The 19,292-nt window shown below is 48.1% G+C and carries 15 protein-coding genes and 1 other RNA gene; 3 read left to right on the forward strand and 13 right to left on the reverse strand.

Annotated elements, in window-relative coordinates:
- Positions 1 to 329 precede the first annotated feature (329 nt).
- From GI364_RS15115 to GI364_RS15125, 3 genes are all read right to left on the reverse strand, one after another.
- Entirely contained in the window at positions 330 to 968 is a 639-nt protein-coding gene (locus GI364_RS15115) for a hypothetical protein (RefSeq protein WP_198850088.1), read from the reverse strand.
- A gap of 102 nt (positions 969 to 1,070) precedes the next feature.
- Positions 1,071 to 1,472: a hypothetical protein gene (locus GI364_RS15120; RefSeq protein WP_198850089.1), complete on the reverse strand. Its 402-nt coding sequence runs from the start codon at positions 1,470 to 1,472 to the stop codon at positions 1,071 to 1,073.
- 680 nt (positions 1,473 to 2,152) lie between these two features.
- The gene (locus tag GI364_RS15125; protein ID WP_198850090.1) at positions 2,153 to 2,797 is read right to left on the reverse strand and encodes a uracil-DNA glycosylase; all 645 of its coding nucleotides are present in this window, start codon (positions 2,795 to 2,797) and stop codon (positions 2,153 to 2,155) included.
- Between GI364_RS15125 and GI364_RS24920 the strand changes: the two genes are divergently transcribed.
- Entirely contained in the window at positions 2,775 to 3,122 is a 348-nt protein-coding gene (locus GI364_RS24920; protein ID WP_233095812.1) for a hypothetical protein, read from the forward strand. The two genes, GI364_RS15125 and GI364_RS24920, sit on opposite strands and share 23 nt — an antisense overlap.
- A 960-nt stretch (positions 3,123 to 4,082) precedes the next feature.
- Complete coding sequence (locus GI364_RS25435) at positions 4,083 to 4,523, forward strand: ion channel (protein ID WP_370541863.1); 441 nt, start codon at positions 4,083 to 4,085, stop codon at positions 4,521 to 4,523.
- A 232-nt stretch (positions 4,524 to 4,755) separates the two neighbouring features.
- Here GI364_RS25435 and GI364_RS25440 read toward each other — a convergent pair whose 3' ends face one another.
- Complete coding sequence (locus tag GI364_RS25440) at positions 4,756 to 4,872, reverse strand: GNAT family N-acetyltransferase (protein WP_370541785.1); 117 nt, start codon at positions 4,870 to 4,872, stop codon at positions 4,756 to 4,758.
- Positions 4,873 to 5,789: 917 nt separating this feature from the next.
- Here GI364_RS25440 and GI364_RS15140 point away from each other — a divergent pair.
- Positions 5,790 to 7,541, forward strand: coding sequence for a TOTE conflict system archaeo-eukaryotic primase domain-containing protein (locus tag GI364_RS15140; RefSeq protein ID WP_198850093.1), 1,752 nt, complete (start codon positions 5,790 to 5,792; stop codon positions 7,539 to 7,541).
- A 231-nt stretch (positions 7,542 to 7,772) separates the two neighbouring features.
- On the opposite strand, the gene GI364_RS15145 is transcribed toward GI364_RS15140, so the two are convergent.
- From GI364_RS15145 to GI364_RS15185, 9 genes are all read right to left on the reverse strand, one after another.
- Positions 7,773 to 8,852, reverse strand: a complete 1,080-nt coding sequence (locus GI364_RS15145) for a tyrosine-type recombinase/integrase (protein WP_198850094.1) — start codon at positions 8,850 to 8,852, stop codon at positions 7,773 to 7,775.
- A 221-nt stretch (positions 8,853 to 9,073) separates the two neighbouring features.
- Positions 9,074 to 9,528, reverse strand: an RNA gene (rnpB, locus tag GI364_RS15150) — RNase P RNA component class A.
- A gap of 94 nt (positions 9,529 to 9,622) precedes the next feature.
- Positions 9,623 to 10,738 (reverse strand): Nif3-like dinuclear metal center hexameric protein, encoded by a 1,116-nt coding sequence (locus GI364_RS15155; RefSeq protein ID WP_198850095.1) that lies wholly within the window; start codon positions 10,736 to 10,738, stop codon positions 9,623 to 9,625.
- A 93-nt stretch (positions 10,739 to 10,831) separates the two neighbouring features.
- Positions 10,832 to 11,593: a tRNA (adenine(22)-N(1))-methyltransferase gene (locus GI364_RS15160; protein WP_198850096.1), complete on the reverse strand. Its 762-nt coding sequence runs from the start codon at positions 11,591 to 11,593 to the stop codon at positions 10,832 to 10,834.
- Positions 11,594 to 11,638: 45 nt separating this feature from the next.
- Positions 11,639 to 12,244, reverse strand: a complete 606-nt coding sequence (locus GI364_RS15165) for a YdcF family protein (RefSeq protein ID WP_233096176.1) — start codon at positions 12,242 to 12,244, stop codon at positions 11,639 to 11,641.
- 192 nt (positions 12,245 to 12,436) lie between these two features.
- Positions 12,437 to 13,585 carry an RNA polymerase sigma factor RpoD gene (gene rpoD / locus GI364_RS15170; RefSeq protein ID WP_198850097.1) on the reverse strand — a complete coding sequence of 383 codons (1,149 nt, stop codon included), beginning with the start codon at positions 13,583 to 13,585 and terminating at the stop codon, positions 12,437 to 12,439.
- Between the two features lie 31 nt (positions 13,586 to 13,616).
- Positions 13,617 to 15,449 (reverse strand): DNA primase, encoded by a 1,833-nt coding sequence (dnaG, locus tag GI364_RS15175; protein WP_198850098.1) that lies wholly within the window; start codon positions 15,447 to 15,449, stop codon positions 13,617 to 13,619.
- 311 nt (positions 15,450 to 15,760) lie between these two features.
- Positions 15,761 to 18,424 carry a pyruvate, phosphate dikinase gene (gene ppdK / locus GI364_RS15180; RefSeq protein ID WP_370541864.1) on the reverse strand — a complete coding sequence of 888 codons (2,664 nt, stop codon included), beginning with the start codon at positions 18,422 to 18,424 and terminating at the stop codon, positions 15,761 to 15,763.
- A complete protein-coding gene (locus tag GI364_RS15185) occupies positions 18,421 to 19,245 on the reverse strand; it encodes a pyruvate, water dikinase regulatory protein (protein WP_198850100.1) in 825 nt (274 codons plus the stop codon). The genes ppdK and GI364_RS15185 overlap by 4 nt, the downstream gene beginning before the upstream one ends.
- Positions 19,246 to 19,292: the final 47 nt, after the last annotated feature.

Here is a 19,292-nt window from a genome sequence, read left to right on the forward strand (position 1 = left end):
TCCTAACACCACCGTCCCTTTCTTTAATATCATACATAATTCCATTTGTAAGTCGGTCAGACATTGATTCACATGATATGACTTCCAATGTCAGAGCGTCACGTGCTTCTCAGATAGCAATATTATCAAGCGAGCCTGCGGCCAAGTGAAACCTCTCGATAAAGTCATTGAACTCTTTATTTCTCGTGAGTGCCTCAGATCTCCGACGTTCAAATACACGTGTCTCTAATCCGACTACTTCGAGCACGAACATACTTAATGAATCTGTTTGTTGGCTCGTGATTCAATGCATGAGCTATCTGTGTGAATAGCCCTTCTGCAACCGGTTACTAGATACGATTCATATAGTAGATGGCTGCCCAGGGAGACTTTCGTAGCCTTGAGTGTCTCTGTCTGAGTCCACTGAATGCCGACGCTCCAGTTTTTGAAAGCAAGACCACCGCTAACGAAGCAGGAACGACACTTGGCAGCCCCGCTAACCCCGAACTCATAAACCCAAGCACTGTAGCCCAGACAGTTGAGTCTTCCGCTACCCTACTTATAATTGATTTGGTGGTTTCAGAGTCAATCTTTGTGATAGAACTTACTTCCTCCAACATTATGTTAAGTTTATCTCTAATGCGATATTTCACTTCATCTTCATTATGGGAAGGCTGATAAATTAAACTTCCAGCTTCCCTATAACATTTTTTCTTAAGGTTGTTCAATTCATCGTTGTGGTTCTCCAAAATCTCTAGGATGTCATTGACGTGCTTCGGTATAAGCAGCGGAGCAAAAGGTGCAGTTAATGCTTCAAAGAAGTGCATAGCAAGCCCCTGAATTCTAGTGTGGCTGGTATCGGCTCCCTCTACAACTGGCTCGCCTATACTTGACAGTAGGTTGACAGCCGTTTCAGAGTCTGTGCTGATATTTGCGGACTCGAATTTAGTGAGTCGGTTAACAACGCATTGAATTAAGAGATTCTCCATATCAAATGTCTCAAGATGGGCCAGAATGATATCGGGATCGCTCCCCAGTTCCAAAGACAGTTCATAAATTCTAAAAATAAACTCTGTAGCAGCAAGTTGCCTTCACGAGGCATCATTTTCCAATTCGGTCACTATGCGCTTTCTAATGTCCTGTGGGATACAAAGATTATCCTGAGCCTCGTATGATTCAATATTTCCTGGATTAACGAAAATTACTTTTTCTAACCGGGACCCTAACGGGCTTAATCCATCTGCAACATACTTTGCTTCACCCCATGCCTGCATGAGTTCGGTTTGCACTGTCTTGAACACCGGTAGAAGAGCATGCTGGGTATGTTGAACCCGTTGTAGAACTGCATCAAACGCATGAACTGGTTCTTGGCTGACCCAGGTCGGAAGTCCAACGCAGAGTTTACCATGATATAACAGAGACGTCGTAAAATTCACAATCTTACTTCCCAAATGGTACGGGTATATGATTGATGCTGGCTCTTTGTCTTCCATCGGGTCACCAACTCCCTTATCTCAGATGTTCAATCTTGCCAAAGTATAATCATCCCACGTATCTTCCCTCTATCTTTGACAAGTCCGTTATGAATCGTCAGCATCGAACCGCTTCGATTTCACCACGAGAGGCTCCCCTATCTAAATACTCATATAAAACCCTTCACGGTGTCGGCTAAGGATTATTTCTCCAATACATGCAGGAATCCTTTCTCAATAAATAACAGTATAAGATATACAAAGGCGGAGCATACAGGCATGAATCTGACGATGAGAATCAATCGATGATAACTTCGGTTGGCTGGCTGTTCTTTTCATACTGTTGTTCGAGTCGTCGATAAACGTTGCTGCTTCGTAATAGATGTAACTGAGATAATAGCGTCCAACTACGATGCTAGAAGCCCAGAGAACTGGGAATACAAGCCGTTGAAGTCCTAACGGAAATCTTCCGACATAAAACATGGAGAAAGAATTGTCATCATAGCTTTTGCAAAGGAAAACGATTCGATAATCGTACCAACAACCGCCAGAATGAAAAGGAGTCGATTGTTCCTTTCTGAAGTATCCATATTATTTCTCCAACATCATAAAATCTTAGTTCCCAGCAACAATTTTGCGACCTTGAGGTGAATGATTTAGTCTTACACCACCCGGTTTGGCGCATACAGAAGGACTAATTATCAAGCTAACAACTCATGTAGGCCTGTAGCGAACTCCTTTGCACCTCCGTGCGATGGATGGCGCACGTGGTCTATTGAAAACTTGGCGAGTCTATCCTTCGCATGTTTGTGAATGGCTCTTTCAGCCTGCCTTCCTACAGCTACCACAGTCGTAAGGCTCTGAAATAATCCGATGAGTTTTAGTAACATGTTTGACCCCTCCTCCAACTCGGCAGCCGTGGGAGCTCGATTCGAATTTGGGTCTTTCGATTGATGGGGATGCCAAGGAAATGCATTCCACATAACGGGTAAAGACCCACAGTTGTTTAGCGTTCTCCAAACAATCGTAGCCGTTGCCTCTTTGAATGGCTTCGGTGTCGGAGACGCAAGATGGTACGACCCATGATTGCCGAACAAGTTGTGCCTCCCGCCCCCTTCCGCCATTATCCACTCGCTGGTAAATGGAATCCCGGTTTGTGCGCATCCCAAATGGCCGGGAGCCTCTCCCACCAAGAGAACGGTGGCGGTATCCAGCGTTTTCAGATACAGTCGCAGATTTTCTCTCCGGATGTGTACTCCTGGACTGTTGCCGTAATACATGTTATTGACCATATCTGACGAGGGACGTCCAGCAAGGTCGGCAATGAAAGTATCGATCGAGTCCATCAAGTTTGCTCCTCTGTCTGAATACTCATTTCAAAGCTTTCGATTTTTCGCACTGTCTAATATGCTTCAACCAGTTCGACGCTATAAATGGTGGGATCTACAACGTCGTATTAACGAGATTACGTCGGCCATCTGCGGTGACCCACTCTACTTCTCAGGAACAGCATTTGACTCAGCAAGAAACGGAGGTTTTTCTGCTGACGGCACCTCCTCAACATCTCTCAGTTTTCTTCCAAATGACTCGAGTACAGGTAGCAGCCTGATCGATGGTCTTACCGGATTTTCAGCGTCCTCTCGTAATCCGTCCTTGGGATTAGCTCACTGATCTCTTTCGGTGAAAAGATTTTACCACCTCTACCGATTGAAATTGGCCATTTCATTGTCATTTGACACTATATGTGTCCTCTTTGAAATTTCCCTGTAAACATTCCACAGTTTTGAATCATAAAGCAAACTAGAGTTCCGAGAATTCCCAGAATAGATTATACTATAAAACAAAAGATTATCCGCTCTATCGAGGTGGCCTCATTATTCACGTCCTTAATTAGAAAATCATTCAAAAGTGCCCAGGGACTTCACTGGCGCTATAAGTTACAGCATGGAGGCATCTCGTGGAGAGCATGGAAATAACTTATCCTGTCGCAACCTAAGGCCAAAACCCGAGTTTCATGCCGAGAAAAGCTCAGGAAACACATTAGGAAGGCTGGTCATTACCTTGTCACAACAAAGATCCAGTTCCAAGCTCAAAACGTCTCTATCGTCTGCCTTGACACACATACCTGCTTGGGTTTCAGAATGGACTCCACCGATTCTCCTAACCGTGTCTATGTTCATAGTACCTAATCTCCTTTATCTTAAAGTCGGGATCTCCAGTAGCCCTTGGACACTTCCACTTACATGGCTGAAAATGTCTTTAGTTTTTGTTTCACTGAGTATGTTGTTGGCGAAATATATAAATTACTTTAGACAAGGAGTGCTTCTGCATAGAATACAAGGAAAAGTATTTCTTGATATTGTATATATGGTCACTTTACTGTCTTTCTTTGAAAATTCGTTTTTCCTCACCAGAAACGCATTCGTCCTTATGGATAGTATTTTCGCAGCAACCGTTACACTGACATCTGGTGTCCTAATCTTGATGCTATACAGCAAATTCATTCATTCTGTCCCACGGATCAACAAAAAGTTTTCCGTTAAGAATATTTGGCGGGCTGCCTCGTATATTTTCAATCTTAACTTTGGAATTATCCTTGGGTTTTCATTCTTGGAGTATTATTTGCACATGATGTTTCGGACCAAGATTTTTCTGTATACAGCGACACAAGGGATACCGCCTAGCCAATCCAATGTGTTGAACTACATCTATTTTAACACCGTCAGCTATTTTGGCTTGGGTTACGGCGATCTAATCCCGGCCTCCTTACTTGCTAGGATGATCACAATTGCCGAGTTGATGATCAATTTCATCAATACTTTGCTTATTATTACATTTTCACTCTCCGAGGAAGTGTCCCCTTCACCTAAAGAACCACGAAAGTCGACTATACTCCGACAAATCTATGGCTTCTCCTATTCCATAATCATTGCAGGATTGACTGTCTATATTCTCGTTCCAGCGATAAGGGCACCTGCTAATCTGCACGAGTATCGGTGGATCTCGATAACACACATGAAGGTTCAGGAGGTATCACGGAGCCGACAGCCACAGAATGTAACGAACAACTAGAGTGCGTGGAGTCCGCAGCTGAATTCCACCATTGCAGAAATGTCAGACTAGGGTGCATTTCGTGAGAAAACCAACAGCACTTACGATAAAACTAACGTCACTCCAAAATTGGAAAGCAGGCGCTCGTACTGATTCCTATAATGCTATAGGTAATGAATAGAAAGCTGTCTTTAGGAGGAAGGAATATAGAACGTAAGCCTAAAGACTTGCTGCCATTTCGTATTCTCGTCGCCTATACGTTTACAGAATTCATCCGCTTCCTTGCCCACTGTTCACACGGAAGCATTAGTTTCTCTCCAATGCCTTTTCGTCTGTACATATTTCCGACCACGAATCCCGCAATCTCCATGTCCTACCCTTGGATAAAAATGCTTGCCAAGTGCGTAAGCCCATCCTGGGACACTGCCATTAGAAATCTCATAAACATAAACCGTATTGCCTGCATCATGGAGAACCGTTCCAATCGAACAGTAACCACCTCGTATCCTTGTTCTAAGCATAACCAGGCAATTCCCAGGTTAGAGGGTAGATGTAGCGTGGCTTTGTGTACGGTACAGAACGTAAACTCATACAGTTCATAAGGCTTCGCCTCATCCTCAATGAAAGCTTACCATTGACCATACTTTTGCGAAGGTGCCGAGCCCTGCTACAAGCCCCCTACAAAAGTAGAATGCTTCGAACCCATCTCATTTCTCCCTACGATGGAGCGATTTTGCGCTGTCTACGCAAATTACCTTTCTCTCGCTTAGTCATGAGATGCTCTCTTACGTGAATTTTTGTCAGATAAACGTGCAGTTGTGAACTAATCGTCAACCAAGAAGAAGAACTCACAGCAGATAACTATGCGCACAGATAAGTTGAATGTACTTTACGCCCACGATTCGTGCTGTTGTGCCAATACGCCGATGGGAGCATCTCTTTGAGACAGCAAGGCAATTCGAAAGACTGTTTGCGTTTCCGCTCTAAGATATAAGAGAATATCCTAGTAAAAGTGCAATACATCCCTCCTACCTGTCTCATGACTGCAGTGCAGTGCTATTTTATTCTTCCATTATCACTCCTAGTCCGCAATCACTTTCACAACGAACGATTCAGCCGGGGTCTCAAATTGCTGATATGACAACAGTTTTGCCACAAGAATCCCTCAAGGCAGCCTGTATAAAAACATTAAAATGCAATCTTTATTACTCCTAGTCCCCTGAGCACTTGATCTATCGGATTAAAGCCTTCTACCGTGCTCTCATACAGCAAAGGGGGCGGTCGGAAATGTTCACGTATTTACCTACACGAGACCAATTTACAGAAAACATCCTTCCAAAGTTAGAAGATAGACAGGTCAGCTGCGCCATATGTGGCAAGGTATTCAACCGACTGACAGGTACACACCTTCGCACGCATAAAAAGGAGCTAGAGACCCGTCGGAGACTAAAATGGGTTCGAAAACGGCCGGAGGAGATTGAGTCTGAACAGGAAGAACAGCCGGGCATTGACATTGACCCAGTCACACAACGTCCAGAAACATTGACTGAGACGTATCGCCGAGTATATCTGGTCACAGAACCGATGTCCGCCTTAATCGAGCAGACCTTCCGACTCTATCACCCTCGCAAGTCGGAGTGGGTGTTCTTTGATTCTGTCCCCGAATCCGAATGGACAACGGTTCATCCTGAGGACACAGGGTGGAGAGGCTCATGGCATTCAAACTACCTGAACGCCGAACAACTCAAAATGCATTTTCGGGGCGAGATCACCATCGGGGTCCACCCTCGACGAAGGGCCTCTTCTTGGGTTCTTGTCTTTGACGTGGATGCGAGCCCTCTACCGGAAGAAATAACGAAAGTGACTGAACAGAGAACCAAAGCAGCTACTCGGACACTCGTACGCCTGCTGCGCCGCCACCATCTGCAACCGCACGTTGTCGCCAGCGGGAAGAAAGGGTACCATGTAACCCTCTATTTTGATAAGCCCATCACTCGACGGCTTGCAAAACGACTTTTTGATTACTTCGTAAATCATCCTGAGTTACCGACAGAATCTATCGTAATCGAATTTTTGCCTTTCACCCATGCGGTGAAACTACCGCTCGGAATCCATCAAAAGGCGCAAAAGTTTTGCACGTTTGTTGACCCACAGACATTGTTACCGCAGAAAGATGCCTACAGCTATTTTCTCGGGATCCAGCCAATGTCGGTCAATGTTGTGACCAAGAATTTCGTCACCGAACCAACGGCACTTCAAGCTCGGCCAAGGAGGTCCAACTTAGACTCTATGCCGAAAGAGGATTCGATGTTCGCAACCGCATATGAGGAAGGCATTCAGCAGCGGGGTACTCGTCACACGACAACGCTACAAGCAGCTGCATTTTATAGGAACTACTATCACCCGGAGACTGAATTTGAACTCTTGCAACAAATGCTGGAATGGTCTCACCAACAATATGAAGAGCACCACAATCACATCCGTACCTCTCGCCTTCATCATGAACGGGAACTGACGGGGATTGTGCATTATGTGTGGACTCATCCTCTGTCCCGTGACGGGAGCTATCGTGTTGCACTGAAAGCCTCAGACGTACACTGGATCCGCCAACAGACAACCTCGTTAGCTGCGCAGCGCTTGCTGCTAGCGGCCCTCTACCAGTCACGACTGTCTGGCGAAGAATTTCATTTTGGCTTTGAACGGATGCGGCAATTGACTGGACTTGCAAAGGATTCTCTGAGTGTCGCAATCAAAGAACTCAGAGAAGTAACGTGTGTACTTGAGTTAACCAAGAATTATTCCCATCAAACGGGCATTTTTAAGGCACAGACGGCAAAATATCGACTTGCTACCGTACCAGCAGCATCGGACTTAAGTCCTGTTCTTGTTGAGGTCGATGAGACCAGTTGGTCCCAGCAACTCTGGTATCAGTCATTGTGCATGTTGTTTTCCTCCAAGGAATTAAAACTTATGTACCCCCATGCTTGGCACCGCATCAGTAAGACGGGGTATCCTTCTCCCCAGTCAAGAGTTGGATGACGTCTGCCATGATCTCAGGCAGCTAAGGCAGAACGATGGAAGGAACCATCACGATGCAATGGTTCCTTCCACTGAATACATATATGACTTCGAATGAATTCCGTTTTTCAGACTGTCTTCTTTGAAAGACCGTATCCCATCAGTCCTCTGACCATAACCCGCCCCTGTCTTGCTTGACTTACTATTCTCCGTTCAGAAAATACAGCACCCACGCACATGGCTTTTACCACGTCATACTAGGTGATGCTCTTCAGATGAGCCTAAGATCAGTTCGACCCACGTCTCAAACATGTGTTGGATGGTAGTGTCCGGTACCCTGACGTAGTGTCCACGAGCGGTCTCCTGCGGAATATAGCCCATGTAGGCGTCTCTTTCCGCCTCGGTGTAATGTTCATCGAGAAATGTTTCAAGGGTCACTCGAAAGTCTCGAGGCGTCAGTTCCAGAAGACCAATCTTTTCACCGTAGCGATGGATAATTTTCTCCACGCTGCGTGTAGAAATAGGCGTCTTGTACTGTGAGAGGAACATGGCATGATACGGTTGTAATCCGTATTGATGCTCCATATCAGCGAACAGATTCCTGTATGGGTCGGTCACCCAAAAACTACCCGGATAATTATGCTTTGCTCTTTCGAAATACAGAGTGGACTCCGTTAAACTCGACAACTTCAACCAAGTGATTTCAACAGGACGTAGACCCCAAAAGGCTTGTGTCAGTAGAAGAACCTCATCCCGCAATCCCAGATATCCCGCTTCCCTTGGCAAAGAAACAAGACGTTGCAGGTTCTCAATCGATAACCGTAGTGGCTGATTGGGACGGCGGCGTTTGCGAGCTCGTCTGACATGTTCCGATTCCAAGGAACGAACGGGATTTTTTAGTGGTTCGACAACGCCCTGGCTAACTAAAACCTTGTACAGTGCAGCAATGGAATCCATTTTTAACTGGACTGAACTTGGCGCCAGTTTGTCACCCTGGTGGGTCCCCCTATTCTCCAACCACCATCGATATCGGGCAAGATCAAACCGGTCGATCCGTTCCAACACACAGGGGTGAGCAAGAAATCGATAAGCCCACCGTTGAAACTCCCGTACGTGTCGCAGATACGTTTTCAACGAACCAGGGTTTCGCCGTCGCCAGACTTGCTCGGCAAACTCCACCGCATCACTGAGCGTGCGGATTTCCGGCATGTACTGGTATCTTCGTGGGTTGCGCAGCGGTTCGTCCGCTCCCACAGCTTCCTCATATTCATTTGGATATTCTTCCCGCAAATCTCCTTGCAGAGTCCTGTCGTGGATGTGCGTTACCTTCATTGGCACCAACTCCTCTCGTCTGTCGGTACCATACAAAATCGACGCCCATTAGGTCAAAAATTAGAGCAAGAAATTTTGTCACGATTTTGTGTCTGACTAATGGAAGTCAAATTGAGGCAAACTGATACGGAGAAACAGGGGACGCATTGGAAGTGTGAACCGGTAAAATGTTCGTATAAGTAAAATAACCCGCAGGGCAAAAGCCGTACGGGTTATAGGCAGTTGGAAGCAAGTCCTGTAAGCCGAGTTCTGTGTCCCCGTGCTGCAAACGGCATACTGATGCCGCGCCAATCGTCTAATGGCAATCGCGTCAACATGTTCTGCCTCGCACAATGGGCGGTAACCATCTATCTAGGCGAATTGTTGCCAATCCGCTCCAGCGACCAACCCGAGTGCGCGACGGGCCGCCGCATATGCACTCCTATCCGGTCTTGCTCCAGGTGGGGTTTACCTAGCCAGCCTGTCTCCAGGCTGCTGGTGCGCTCTTACCGCACCGTTGCATCCTTGCCTGTGACGGTGCTGCAAGCAACACACATCCATCGGCGGTCTACATTTCTGTGGCACTATCCCTAGGATTGCTCCCGCCGGACGTTATCCGGCACCCTGCCCTGTGGAGCTCGGACTTTCCTCCCGTGCAGCCTTTCAGCTTTGCACCGGCGATTACCCAGCTTACTTCCTCTGCCAAATCAGCATTCCCCAGTATAACGTAATTGGGATACCCTCACAAGCATCATATTCTGGACCTTGTGGCGTTTTGTGGAACTGGTTCTTTAGAGCCATGTAAACGGATCTTCATTTAGATCCGCGATATCTACCTTCAGGCTCTGAAAACGTGTCTGCAGGTGCGTCTGTACAGCTTTGAGAACCGGCCGCTCCATGGCAGCGTGAGTCGTGTCAATCATGGCTAAGCCGTCCTGCCAAGCTTCGGCAACCAGGTGGTGATCACAATCGGATGTTACGAAAACATCCGCACCCTTCGCCATTGCCTGCTCGACAAAGTCTCCCCCGGCTCCACCCACAACCGCTACTGTCCTCACCGGCATGTCCGGGTTGCCTGAAAATCTGACATGCTTGAGCCCTAGAGCGGCTTTAACGCGTTGGCTAAACTCTGACAGAGCTAGGGTCTGCGAGAGTGTCCCAATGCGGCCAATACCAAACTCTTTACCCATGATTTGCAGCGGGTACAAATCGTATGCAACCTCTTCATAAGGATGTGCAGAAATCATTGCGCGTATAACCGTTTCTACTTTTGACATAGGTACTATTGTTTCCAGACGCACCTCGTCCGCACGCTCTATCTTTCCGACAGTGCCGAGAAACGGATTTGTGCCTTCTTCAGGGAGAAACGTGCCAGTCCCCGGCGTGTTAAACGTACAGTGACTGTAGGCACCGATGTGCCCTGCACCAGCATTGCAAACAGCTTGAAAGACCTCTTCGTGGTGCGTTTTAGGAACAAAGACGACCAGCTTTCGCAGTTCTTCATTTGCCATCCGTTCGAGTATCGTCACATTCTTCAACTGCAGCAACTCTGCCAACACGTCGTTGACGCCGCCCTCTGCGACGTCCAAATTGGTATGTGCGTTATATACCGTGATATCATGCCCTACGGCCTTGGCCACAGCTTTGCCTCTGGCAGTGCTCGTATCCAAACGCTGAATCGGTCGAAACAGCATGGCGTGATGCGTAAGCAATAAATCATAGCCGCCTGCAACGGCATAGTCAATTACCTCTGGAGAAGGATCCAGGCTGAGTAAAACCGATTGAACAGGCTTCTCCAGCCGTCCAACTTGCAGCCCAATTTTATCGCCTTCCATGGCTAATGACGCAGGAGCAAAGTCATCCAAAGCCGCTGTGATGTCGCGAGCGGTCAAATTTTCATGAGTCATATGAAGCACTCCTCTTTAAACTCAACATTACACTCAACATTACACTCAATCTTCACACTTTCATTTCGGCGATGATTACAAACCCCATCTCTGTCAATCGATTTCGGGGGTCGACTTTTCCAGTGATTGAGCCAGCCAGTTCTCCATCCATGCAATGCGCTGTTCTACCCATTCTCGCTGCGTCGCTGCCTCCTGGTTGCGTGCGTTGTGCAATCCAATAGCGGCTTGCTTCCATCTCCGCACAGCCTCTCGAACCGCATCAAGCAGGGCCGCGGTTGGATACTTCAGCAAGTACGGACCAAACTCATAAGCAAGTTCCAACGAGCACAAGTCGTTATAATCGGCGTAATCATCTGAGCCCGTCTGGACACTACGGCTCTCAGGAACAGCGGTTATCAGTTCATAAGTTCTGTCTACGTCGTAAAATACCGTCTCATACTGAATGTGAAAATGATGGTCGTGCAAGTATTTTCTCACAAGTCTTGATGCTCCCATGGGTTGGAGTACCAAGGTTTTCAGCGTCAGCACGACTTCTGAACTTTCCTCGAGTATTTCGGTCATTGTTTTTCCGCCCATGCCTGCAATGACGGCTGCATGGACTTCACCCGGCTGCAACGTTTTCAGACCAGAACCAAGCCGGATATCAATGACAGGTTCCAATCCGGCTGCATGAATGTTTTTGCGTGCAGCATCGAGCGGACCTCGTCGAATGTCGCTTGCGACAACGGAGGGAGCTCCCTTATGTTGGACAAGGTAAATCGGTAAAAAACCGTGATCGGTCCCGATGTCCGCTGCTTTTACCCCCGCAGGCACCTGGTCTGCAATACGCTGTAGCCTCGCTGAAATCTGCCCCACACACGATGTCTCCTTCATCGGACTTACTATGTTTGTTTTACACGACTATTTTCGTAGTGCTCTGAGCACACTCAATTGTCCGTTTCGCCAATAGGCGAGCCATGCAATGACTTCCCGCACAGCGTACCGAAACTCGCCTTGTGATGACCATGCGGCAAAGCCTGTGACGTCCATCTCTAATTGACGCGCCACTGCTATAGCCCGCGGCAGGTGATAATCACTTGTGACAATTACGGCGTTGTTGAAACGATATCGCTTCATCACTTCTTGGCTGTTGAGGAGATTCTCCCACGTATCTGAAGAGAACTGCTCCTCTACAATCCACGCTGGGTCCACACCATTCAGCACCAAAAAACGCTTCATTGAACTCGACTCGGTCACCGTTTCATTCTCGCCTTTGCCGCCACTGACAATAATGTACCGGACAACACCCTCTCGATACAACTGGATGCCGGCGCGCAGTCGTGCCAAAAGCGGAATGCTTGGTTGAAACCCTTTGGTGTAAGCACCGAGAATGATAGCCGTATCAGCCTTTCTAGGTGTTGCAGAGCGGCCAATCAGGCGAATGTTTTGAGCCATGCTCGCCAGAACAAATAGAACTCCGGCAACAAGAATAAAAACGAACAGTGCGGAAATCACAATCCATCTCACCAACCGGAGACCCCCATCTGTACAGACTTTAAACTAGCCCGCCCTGCGCCTTGTCCTCTGCTATAGTCTACTGATGGGAGAATGAATTTAGAATAATGCCTACGACTAGAAAAACAGGGGCTGCTCTATGCAACCGAGAGCAACCCCTGTACCACATTGTTTCTTCACATATCGAAGAAAACCTGAACTCATTTATTCAAGAAAGTCCTTCAACCGCTTGCTGCGGCTGGGATGTCGCAGTTTACGCAGTGCCTTGGCTTCAATCTGCCGAATACGTTCTCTGGTTACACCAAACACTTTACCGACTTCTTCAAGTGTTCGGGTTCTACCGTCGTCAAGTCCGAAACGCAAGCGTAGTACATTCTCTTCGCGTTCCGTCAACGTATCGAGTACATCTTCGAGCTGTTCTTTCAACAACTCATATGCAGCAGCATCCGCTGGCGCCAAAGCTTCATCATCAGGGATAAAGTCGCCTAAGTGGGAATCGTCTTCCTCACCAATGGGCTTTTCCAGAGAAACCGGCTCTTGGGCAATCTTCTGGATTTCCCGGACCTTATCCGGAGTCATATCCATCTCCTCAGCAATTTCTTCTGCAGTTGGTTCACGACCCAGTTCCTGCAGCAATTGACGGGAAATTCGGATGAGCTTGTTGATTGTCTCAACCATATGCACCGGAATCCGAATGGTACGAGCCTGATCTGCAATCGCTCTGGTAATGGCCTGGCGAATCCACCAGGTTGCGTAAGTGCTGAACTTGTATCCTTTTCGATAATCAAACTTCTCTACTGCCTTGATAAGACCCAGATTTCCTTCCTGAATCAAATCGAGGAACAGCATACCGCGTCCGACATACCGTTTCGCGATGCTGACGACAAGACGAAGGTTGGCTTCTGCAAGCCTTCTTTTTGCTTCTTCGTCGCCTTCTTCAATCAGCTTCGCCAACTCAATTTCTTCAGCAGCAGACAAGAGCGGAACCCGGCCAATTTCTTTGAGATACATACGCACGGGATCGCTGATTTTCACACCAGGAGGCATGGTCAGATCGTTGAGGTCGATTTTTTCATCTTCCTCCTCGGCTGCTTCCTCCTCATCTTCCTCATCTTCCTCATCGCTGAATCCTTCCGTGCGCTCGTTGGCGACCTCAACGCCTACGTCAGACAACTGATCGAAGAACTCATCCAGCTGATCCGGGTCTAAGTCGAACGGCGACAGGCGCTTTGCAATCTCAGCGTATGTGAGGGTCCCTCTTTGCTTCCCTAACGCAGTCAGGGCCGCTTTTACATCCTGAAGGGTGAGTCCAGCCTCTTCGCGGGCTTCTTCTTTTATATCTGTATTTTTCATTCCTTTTCCCGCCTCCTTCACCCCCGCAACCTTACAGTTCAGTACGGGGCAGTTTCAACTGCTGAATCTGTCTCTGCACTAGGACAATTTGCTTCTTCAACTCTTCAACCAAACTCCGGTCTCCAGACTGAGTAGCCCGCAAGCTTTCATCCAGCAGAGCCTTATACTTGTGTTCCGCTTCCTGAAGCCGAATCGTCCGCAAATAATCCTTTAGTACAGCTTCATCTGTACTTGGTGCATCCTCCATCAGCAAAGAAGATGCGAGGTCCACCAGTGGTGCGTCTTCCAGAGCCTCCAGTAAATCCGCTGAACTGTATTCCTGGTGCTCTGCAAAGTACGCATAAAGGTGTGCCAGGAGGGCAGTCTGCTCAGGCAATACCAACTCCATGACCTCGTTGTTCATAAGGAACGTCGCAGCGGCAGGACTTTGCAGAGCTGCCTGCAGCAGTCTGTTAGCCGCAATTACATTTCCTCGTTGCAACTTGCGGTGTTGACTTTGAGCAATCTCAAAGTTCCTCGAAGTCTGTCGCACCTTGCGGTGTTCCCTGGTTGATCGCTTCGCTATAAGGGTGTACTCTTCCTTCAAAGTTTCGGCAGAAACGTGAAATTCTTTCGCCAAGGCTTTGATAATCGTCTCTTGTTCGATTGGAGTTGACCACTCGTGAAGCAGTTCCAGAGCCTTCCTGATAAATTCATTTACGCCAGCGGACGTACGTAAATCAGAGTGGCTTCGAAGCCGGGAAAGCTGAAATTCAACTACGGTTAAGGTCTGCTCCTGCAGCAGCCTTTGGAAGGCTGCAGCACCATGTTCTCGAATGAATTCATCGGGGTCTTTGCCGTCCGGGAGCGCAGCGACACGCACATCTAAATCCACTGCGGCTGCAATTTCTGCAGCACGAACTGTGGCTGATTGTCCTGCTTCGTCTCCGTCATATGCCAAGACAAGCCGATTTGCCCACCGTTTAATGATGGCTGCCTGTTCTTCCGTAAAAGCCGTACCGAGACTGGCCATTGCGTTTTGAACACCAGCCTGCTCCGCTGCAATGACGTCCATATATCCTTCCAGTAAAACCGCCGTTCCTGTTTGACGAATCTCTTTCCGTGCTACATACTGGTTGTAGAGAATCCTTCCCTTGTGAAAGATAGCCGTCTCAGGAGAATTTAAATACTTCGGTTTTGCGTCTGGACGGATTGCACGTCCGCCGAATGCAACAATTTGACCTTTCGCGTTTGCAATTGGAATGATAAGTCGCCCGCGGAACCGGTCGGCCACCTGTTCCCCCATTTGTACGGCAAGACCTGCTTCTGTCAATACAGACACAGCAAACCCTCTTTTTTGCAAAAAAGAAGTTAGTGTACTGTTTGAAAAGGGTGCGAACCCCAGTTGATGCGCGACAGCCGTTTGCTTTGAAATTCCTCGTTCTTCGAGGTACTTCAGGGCTTGCACACCGGCACTGGTATTCATTAAAATATAGTTATACAGTTTTGCCGCCAATTCATGCGCATCTCTCATGCGCTGTAACGAATTTTTTTCCGAAGGAACTTGGACCTGTGTTCGTTCTTTGAGTTCAGCGGGAATCTCCAACTGGGCTCGCTCTGCCAAGAGCGTTACGGCCTGAGTGAACTCGACACCTTCGATTTCCATAACAAAGTGAATGACCGTTCCACCTGTACCACATCCAAAGCAATGATATAACTGCCGGTCTGCGGAAACAGAGAAGGACGGTGTTCGCTCGCTATGAAACGGGCATAGCCCTACGAATGACCTGCCTGTTCGTCGTAGTTGTACGTGCTCTGACACAACGTCTACTATGTCAGTCCGTTGTCTAACCTCGTCGACAAACCAATCTGGGATCAGAGCCATCCCATCACCTTCTAACTACCGCAAAAGGATTACGCCTGTCTCCGTCCACTGGATGACACAACGTTGCTTGTGCATGTTTCAGCTTCATATGAAGTTGCTTTGAAATTATTCTACAGAAAGCGTCACTTTTCCTCCTTTTATTTTTAAAATCCTAACTTTGAAGATGCGCCGTCGACCGAGAATCTATACACAGTCTGCATATTTTGCAGTAAACAACCTCTAGTATCGACGGCGCTAGTTAAATTTATCCACACAAGTATCTACGTTGAAGTATATGGCTTGCAAACGACACTTATGTTACACTGCTCAGGTTATGCGCGAATCGCGGCTTGCGCTGCGGCTAATCTGGCCAGCGGTACGCGAAACGGAGAACAACTGACATAAGTCAGATTCTGTTCATGACAAAAGGCAATAGAGTGTTGCTCACCGCCGTGTTCACCGCAAATTCCAACCTTCAATTGAGGCTTGGCTTTCCTTCCTTCAGACGTCGCAATTTTAATCAACCGGCCGACGCCGTCCCTGTCCAACACTTCAAAAGGATTGTCTTGAAGCACCTTGTCGTTGAGATAGGTTTGCAGAAACTTGCCTTCTGCGTCATCTCTGCTGTATCCGAAGGTGGTTTGGGTTAAATCATTGGTTCCAAATGAGAAGAATTCTGCTTCTTGTGCCATTTCATCAGCGGTTAACGCTGCTCGTGGCACTTCAATCATGGTTCCTACAACGACCGGTACTGAACTTCCTCTCTCTGCTTGAACTTCTCGTGCCGTGTCTTCCACTAATTTACGCATCCGCCGAAGTTCTGCCACATGTCCTGCTAACGGAATCATCACTTCAGGCACAGGATGATACCCGTCTTTGACTAAGTCCGCAGCAGCCTGATAAATGGCACGCACCTGCATTTCGTAGACTTCTGGGAAGGTCATCCCCAACCTGCACCCTCGATGACCCAGCATTGGATTCACTTCGTTCAGGGACCGAACAGTGGCAAGCATTTCGTTGGTCTCAGTCAAGTGTTGTCGGAGATCCGCATTGTCCGGGTTGTACTCCAGGCGCACCTTGAGCTCTGTTTGCCTTGCAATTAACGTTTCTAGATTGGGTAGAAATTCATGCAACGGCGGGTCCAACAGCCGAATCGTCACAGGGTAACCATCCATTGCCTTGAGAATGCCGTAGAAATCTTCCTGCTGCATCGGCAACAACTTGTTCAGAGCTTCCTTCCGAGCCGATGTATCTCTAGACAAAATCATGGATTGGACAACCGGCACCCGTTCCGGAGCCATGAACATGTGCTCTGTTCGACACAGACCAATCCCGACGGCACCAAAACCTGCCGCACGAGCAGCGTCTGCCGGATTATCAGCATTGGCTCTCACTTCCAGACGCTTCACCTCTTCAGCCCATTCAAGCAACTGCGTAAACTCGTCGGATATTTTGGGTTCAATATGTTGTACCTCACCAAGAATCACTCGTCCTGTCGACCCATCAATAGAGAGTGTATCTCCTTCATTGAATACGTGATTGCCCAGCGTACACGTCTTATCAGATGGATTAATATACAGACTGTCACAACCACAGACACACGGTTTACCCATGCCCCGCGCTACGACTGCAGCGTGACTCGTCATGCCGCCGCGACTGGTGAGAATCCCTTGCGCTGCGAGAATACCATGGATGTCCTCGGGTGTTGTTTCCGTTCGAACGAGCAGGATTTTCTTACCCAGTTTCGCCAGTGCCTCTGCATCGTCCGCATTAAAGACAATCTGTCCAGATACCGCGCCTGGTGATGCAGGTAGGCCGGAGCCGAGGACCGTGACTTGTGCATCGGGATCGAGCCGGGGATGAAGCAATGCGGACAGGTGCTCAATATCGACGCGTGTCAGCGCTGTCTCGCGGTCGATAACACCGTCATTTACCATGTCCACTGCAATTTTAATGGCAGCGGCAGCGGTTCGCTTAGCATTTCGTGTCTGAAGCAAGAACAACTTCCCTTGTTCGATGGTAAATTCGATATCCTGCACATCTTTGTAGAAGCCCTCCAGGTGATTGCAGACGCCAACAAATTCGTTGTAGGCCTCTGGCATTTCACGGGCGAGTTCTTGGATGCTCTTCGGTGTACGAATGCCTGCCACAACATCTTCACCTTGAGCATTCACCAGGTATTCTCCGTACAGTCCGTTCTCTCCGGTCGATGGGTTTCTTGTAAACGCCACCCCTGTTGCAGAATCATCCCCAAGATTGCCGAAGACCATGGATTGGACATTCACAGCGGTCCCCAGTTCGTCTGGAATCTTGTTCACCTTCCGATAGACGATGGCACGCTGGTTATTCCAGGAATCGAATACGGCTTCTATGGCGGAGAGCAACTGCTCTTTTGGATCCTGTGGAAATGGCTTTCCTGTTTCTCTTTCAACGAGCGCCAAGTGTCTTTGTACAACCATCTGCCAGTGCCCTGCATCTAGTTTTTGGTCTTCCTGAACACCTGCATCTGCCTTAACATTCTCAATGTTCTGCTCAAATTTATAGTGTGGAATACCCTGAACGACATCGCCGAACATTTGGATAAACCGGCGGTACGAATCATAAGCAAACCGGGAATTTCCCGTCTGCCGGGCAAGGGCTTCGACTGTGTCTTCATTGAGACCGAGATTCAGAATGGTGTCCATCATTCCTGGCATAGAGATGGGTGCACCGGACCTGACAGATACAAGGAGAGGTGAAACAGTGTCACCGAAACGCTTCTCCATTTTTGCCTCTAACTCTGCCACAGCGGTTTCTATTTCCGCAATCATTTGTTCTGATAGTGCTCTCTGGTTATCGTGGAACACATGACAAGCGTCTGTCGTAATAGTGAAGCCAGGGGGGACAGGAAGCCCGCCCTGTGTCATGAGTGCCAGGCTGTGTCCCTTTCCTCCCAGTTGTTCTTTTCCAAGATTTGCAGCAGCAGCATCAGTAAATGAATAAACCCAATTCATCAGGCACCTTGCCCCTTCCGCTTAATGTATTCATAGATGAGACCTGCTGTTTCTTCCACAGCCTTATCACTGACATCAATGGTATGGCACTTTAATTTTTTCATGATGGATTCCGAATAATCGAGTTCCATCAAAATCCGTTCCAGTGTGGCGTAATTGGCTGACGCGGTCAGACCCAGGGATTTCAGCCGTTCTTGCCGAATCGCGTTCAACTTATCTGCGCGAATGGTCAGACCAATAATTTTTCCGGGATTACCTAAATGGAAGAGTTCTTCAGGAGGTGTGACTTCAGGAACCAACGGGACATTGGCAACGCGTATGCCGCGGTGCGCCAGATACATACTCAGAGGCGTCTTGGAGGTTCTTGAGACACCCACTAAAATAATGTCCGCTCTTTCCAGTCCCCTGGCATCTCGTCCGTCGTCGTATTTGACGGCGAACTCAACGGCGTCTACCCGACGGAAGTAGTCTTCGTCCAATTGATGAACCAACCCGGCCTGACGGATAGGGGGTTCACCGACAACACTTTCAAATGCATCAAGCATCGGGCCCATGATGTCAACGGTTTGAAGACCAGCTGTTTGTGCTTCCGTCATCAAGTATTCACGCAGACTCGGCAGCACAATGGTAAAGGCAATCATCGCATTATCATCGACTGCAGATTGAACGACTTCATCAATGACACCTTTGTCCTGCACATGGGAGACCCGCCGCAAATCACAGTGTCCACCGTCAAACTGACTAGCGGCCGCACGCACGACAAATTCTGCAGTTTCTCCTACTGAGTCGGATACAACATAAACTATTGGGGTTTCGTCTGTCATGAACAACTCTCCTCTGTCCATCGTCACCATAAGCAGTCAAGCTTCAG

This window comes from Alicyclobacillus sp. SO9, assembly GCF_016406125.1.
Taxonomy (GTDB): domain Bacteria; phylum Bacillota; class Bacilli; order Alicyclobacillales; family Alicyclobacillaceae; genus SO9.

Coding starts and splice junctions, on each gene's coding strand:
- GI364_RS15115 (WP_198850088.1), bottom strand. CDS start 968: ATGGAGAATCTCTTAATTCAATGCGTTGTTAACCGACTCACTAAATTC.
- GI364_RS15120 (WP_198850089.1), bottom strand. CDS start 1,472: ATGGAAGACAAAGAGCCAGCATCAATCATATACCCGTACCATTTGGGA.
- GI364_RS24920 (WP_233095812.1), top strand. CDS start 2,775: ATGAAAGTATCGATCGAGTCCATCAAGTTTGCTCCTCTGTCTGAATAC.
- GI364_RS15125 (WP_198850090.1), bottom strand. CDS start 2,797: ATGGACTCGATCGATACTTTCATTGCCGACCTTGCTGGACGTCCCTCG.
- GI364_RS25435 (WP_370541863.1), top strand. CDS start 4,083: ATGTTTCGGACCAAGATTTTTCTGTATACAGCGACACAAGGGATACCG.
- GI364_RS25440 (WP_370541785.1), bottom strand. CDS start 4,872: ATGGAGATTGCGGGATTCGTGGTCGGAAATATGTACAGACGAAAAGGC.
- GI364_RS15140 (WP_198850093.1), top strand. CDS start 5,790: ATGTTCACGTATTTACCTACACGAGACCAATTTACAGAAAACATCCTT.
- GI364_RS15145 (WP_198850094.1), bottom strand. CDS start 8,852: ATGAAGGTAACGCACATCCACGACAGGACTCTGCAAGGAGATTTGCGG.
- GI364_RS15155 (WP_198850095.1), bottom strand. CDS start 10,738: ATGACTCATGAAAATTTGACCGCTCGCGACATCACAGCGGCTTTGGAT.
- rpoD (WP_198850097.1), bottom strand. CDS start 13,585: ATGAAAAATACAGATATAAAAGAAGAAGCCCGCGAAGAGGCTGGACTC.
- dnaG (WP_198850098.1), bottom strand. CDS start 15,449: ATGGCTCTGATCCCAGATTGGTTTGTCGACGAGGTTAGACAACGGACT.
- GI364_RS15185 (WP_198850100.1), bottom strand. CDS start 19,245: ATGACAGACGAAACCCCAATAGTTTATGTTGTATCCGACTCAGTAGGA.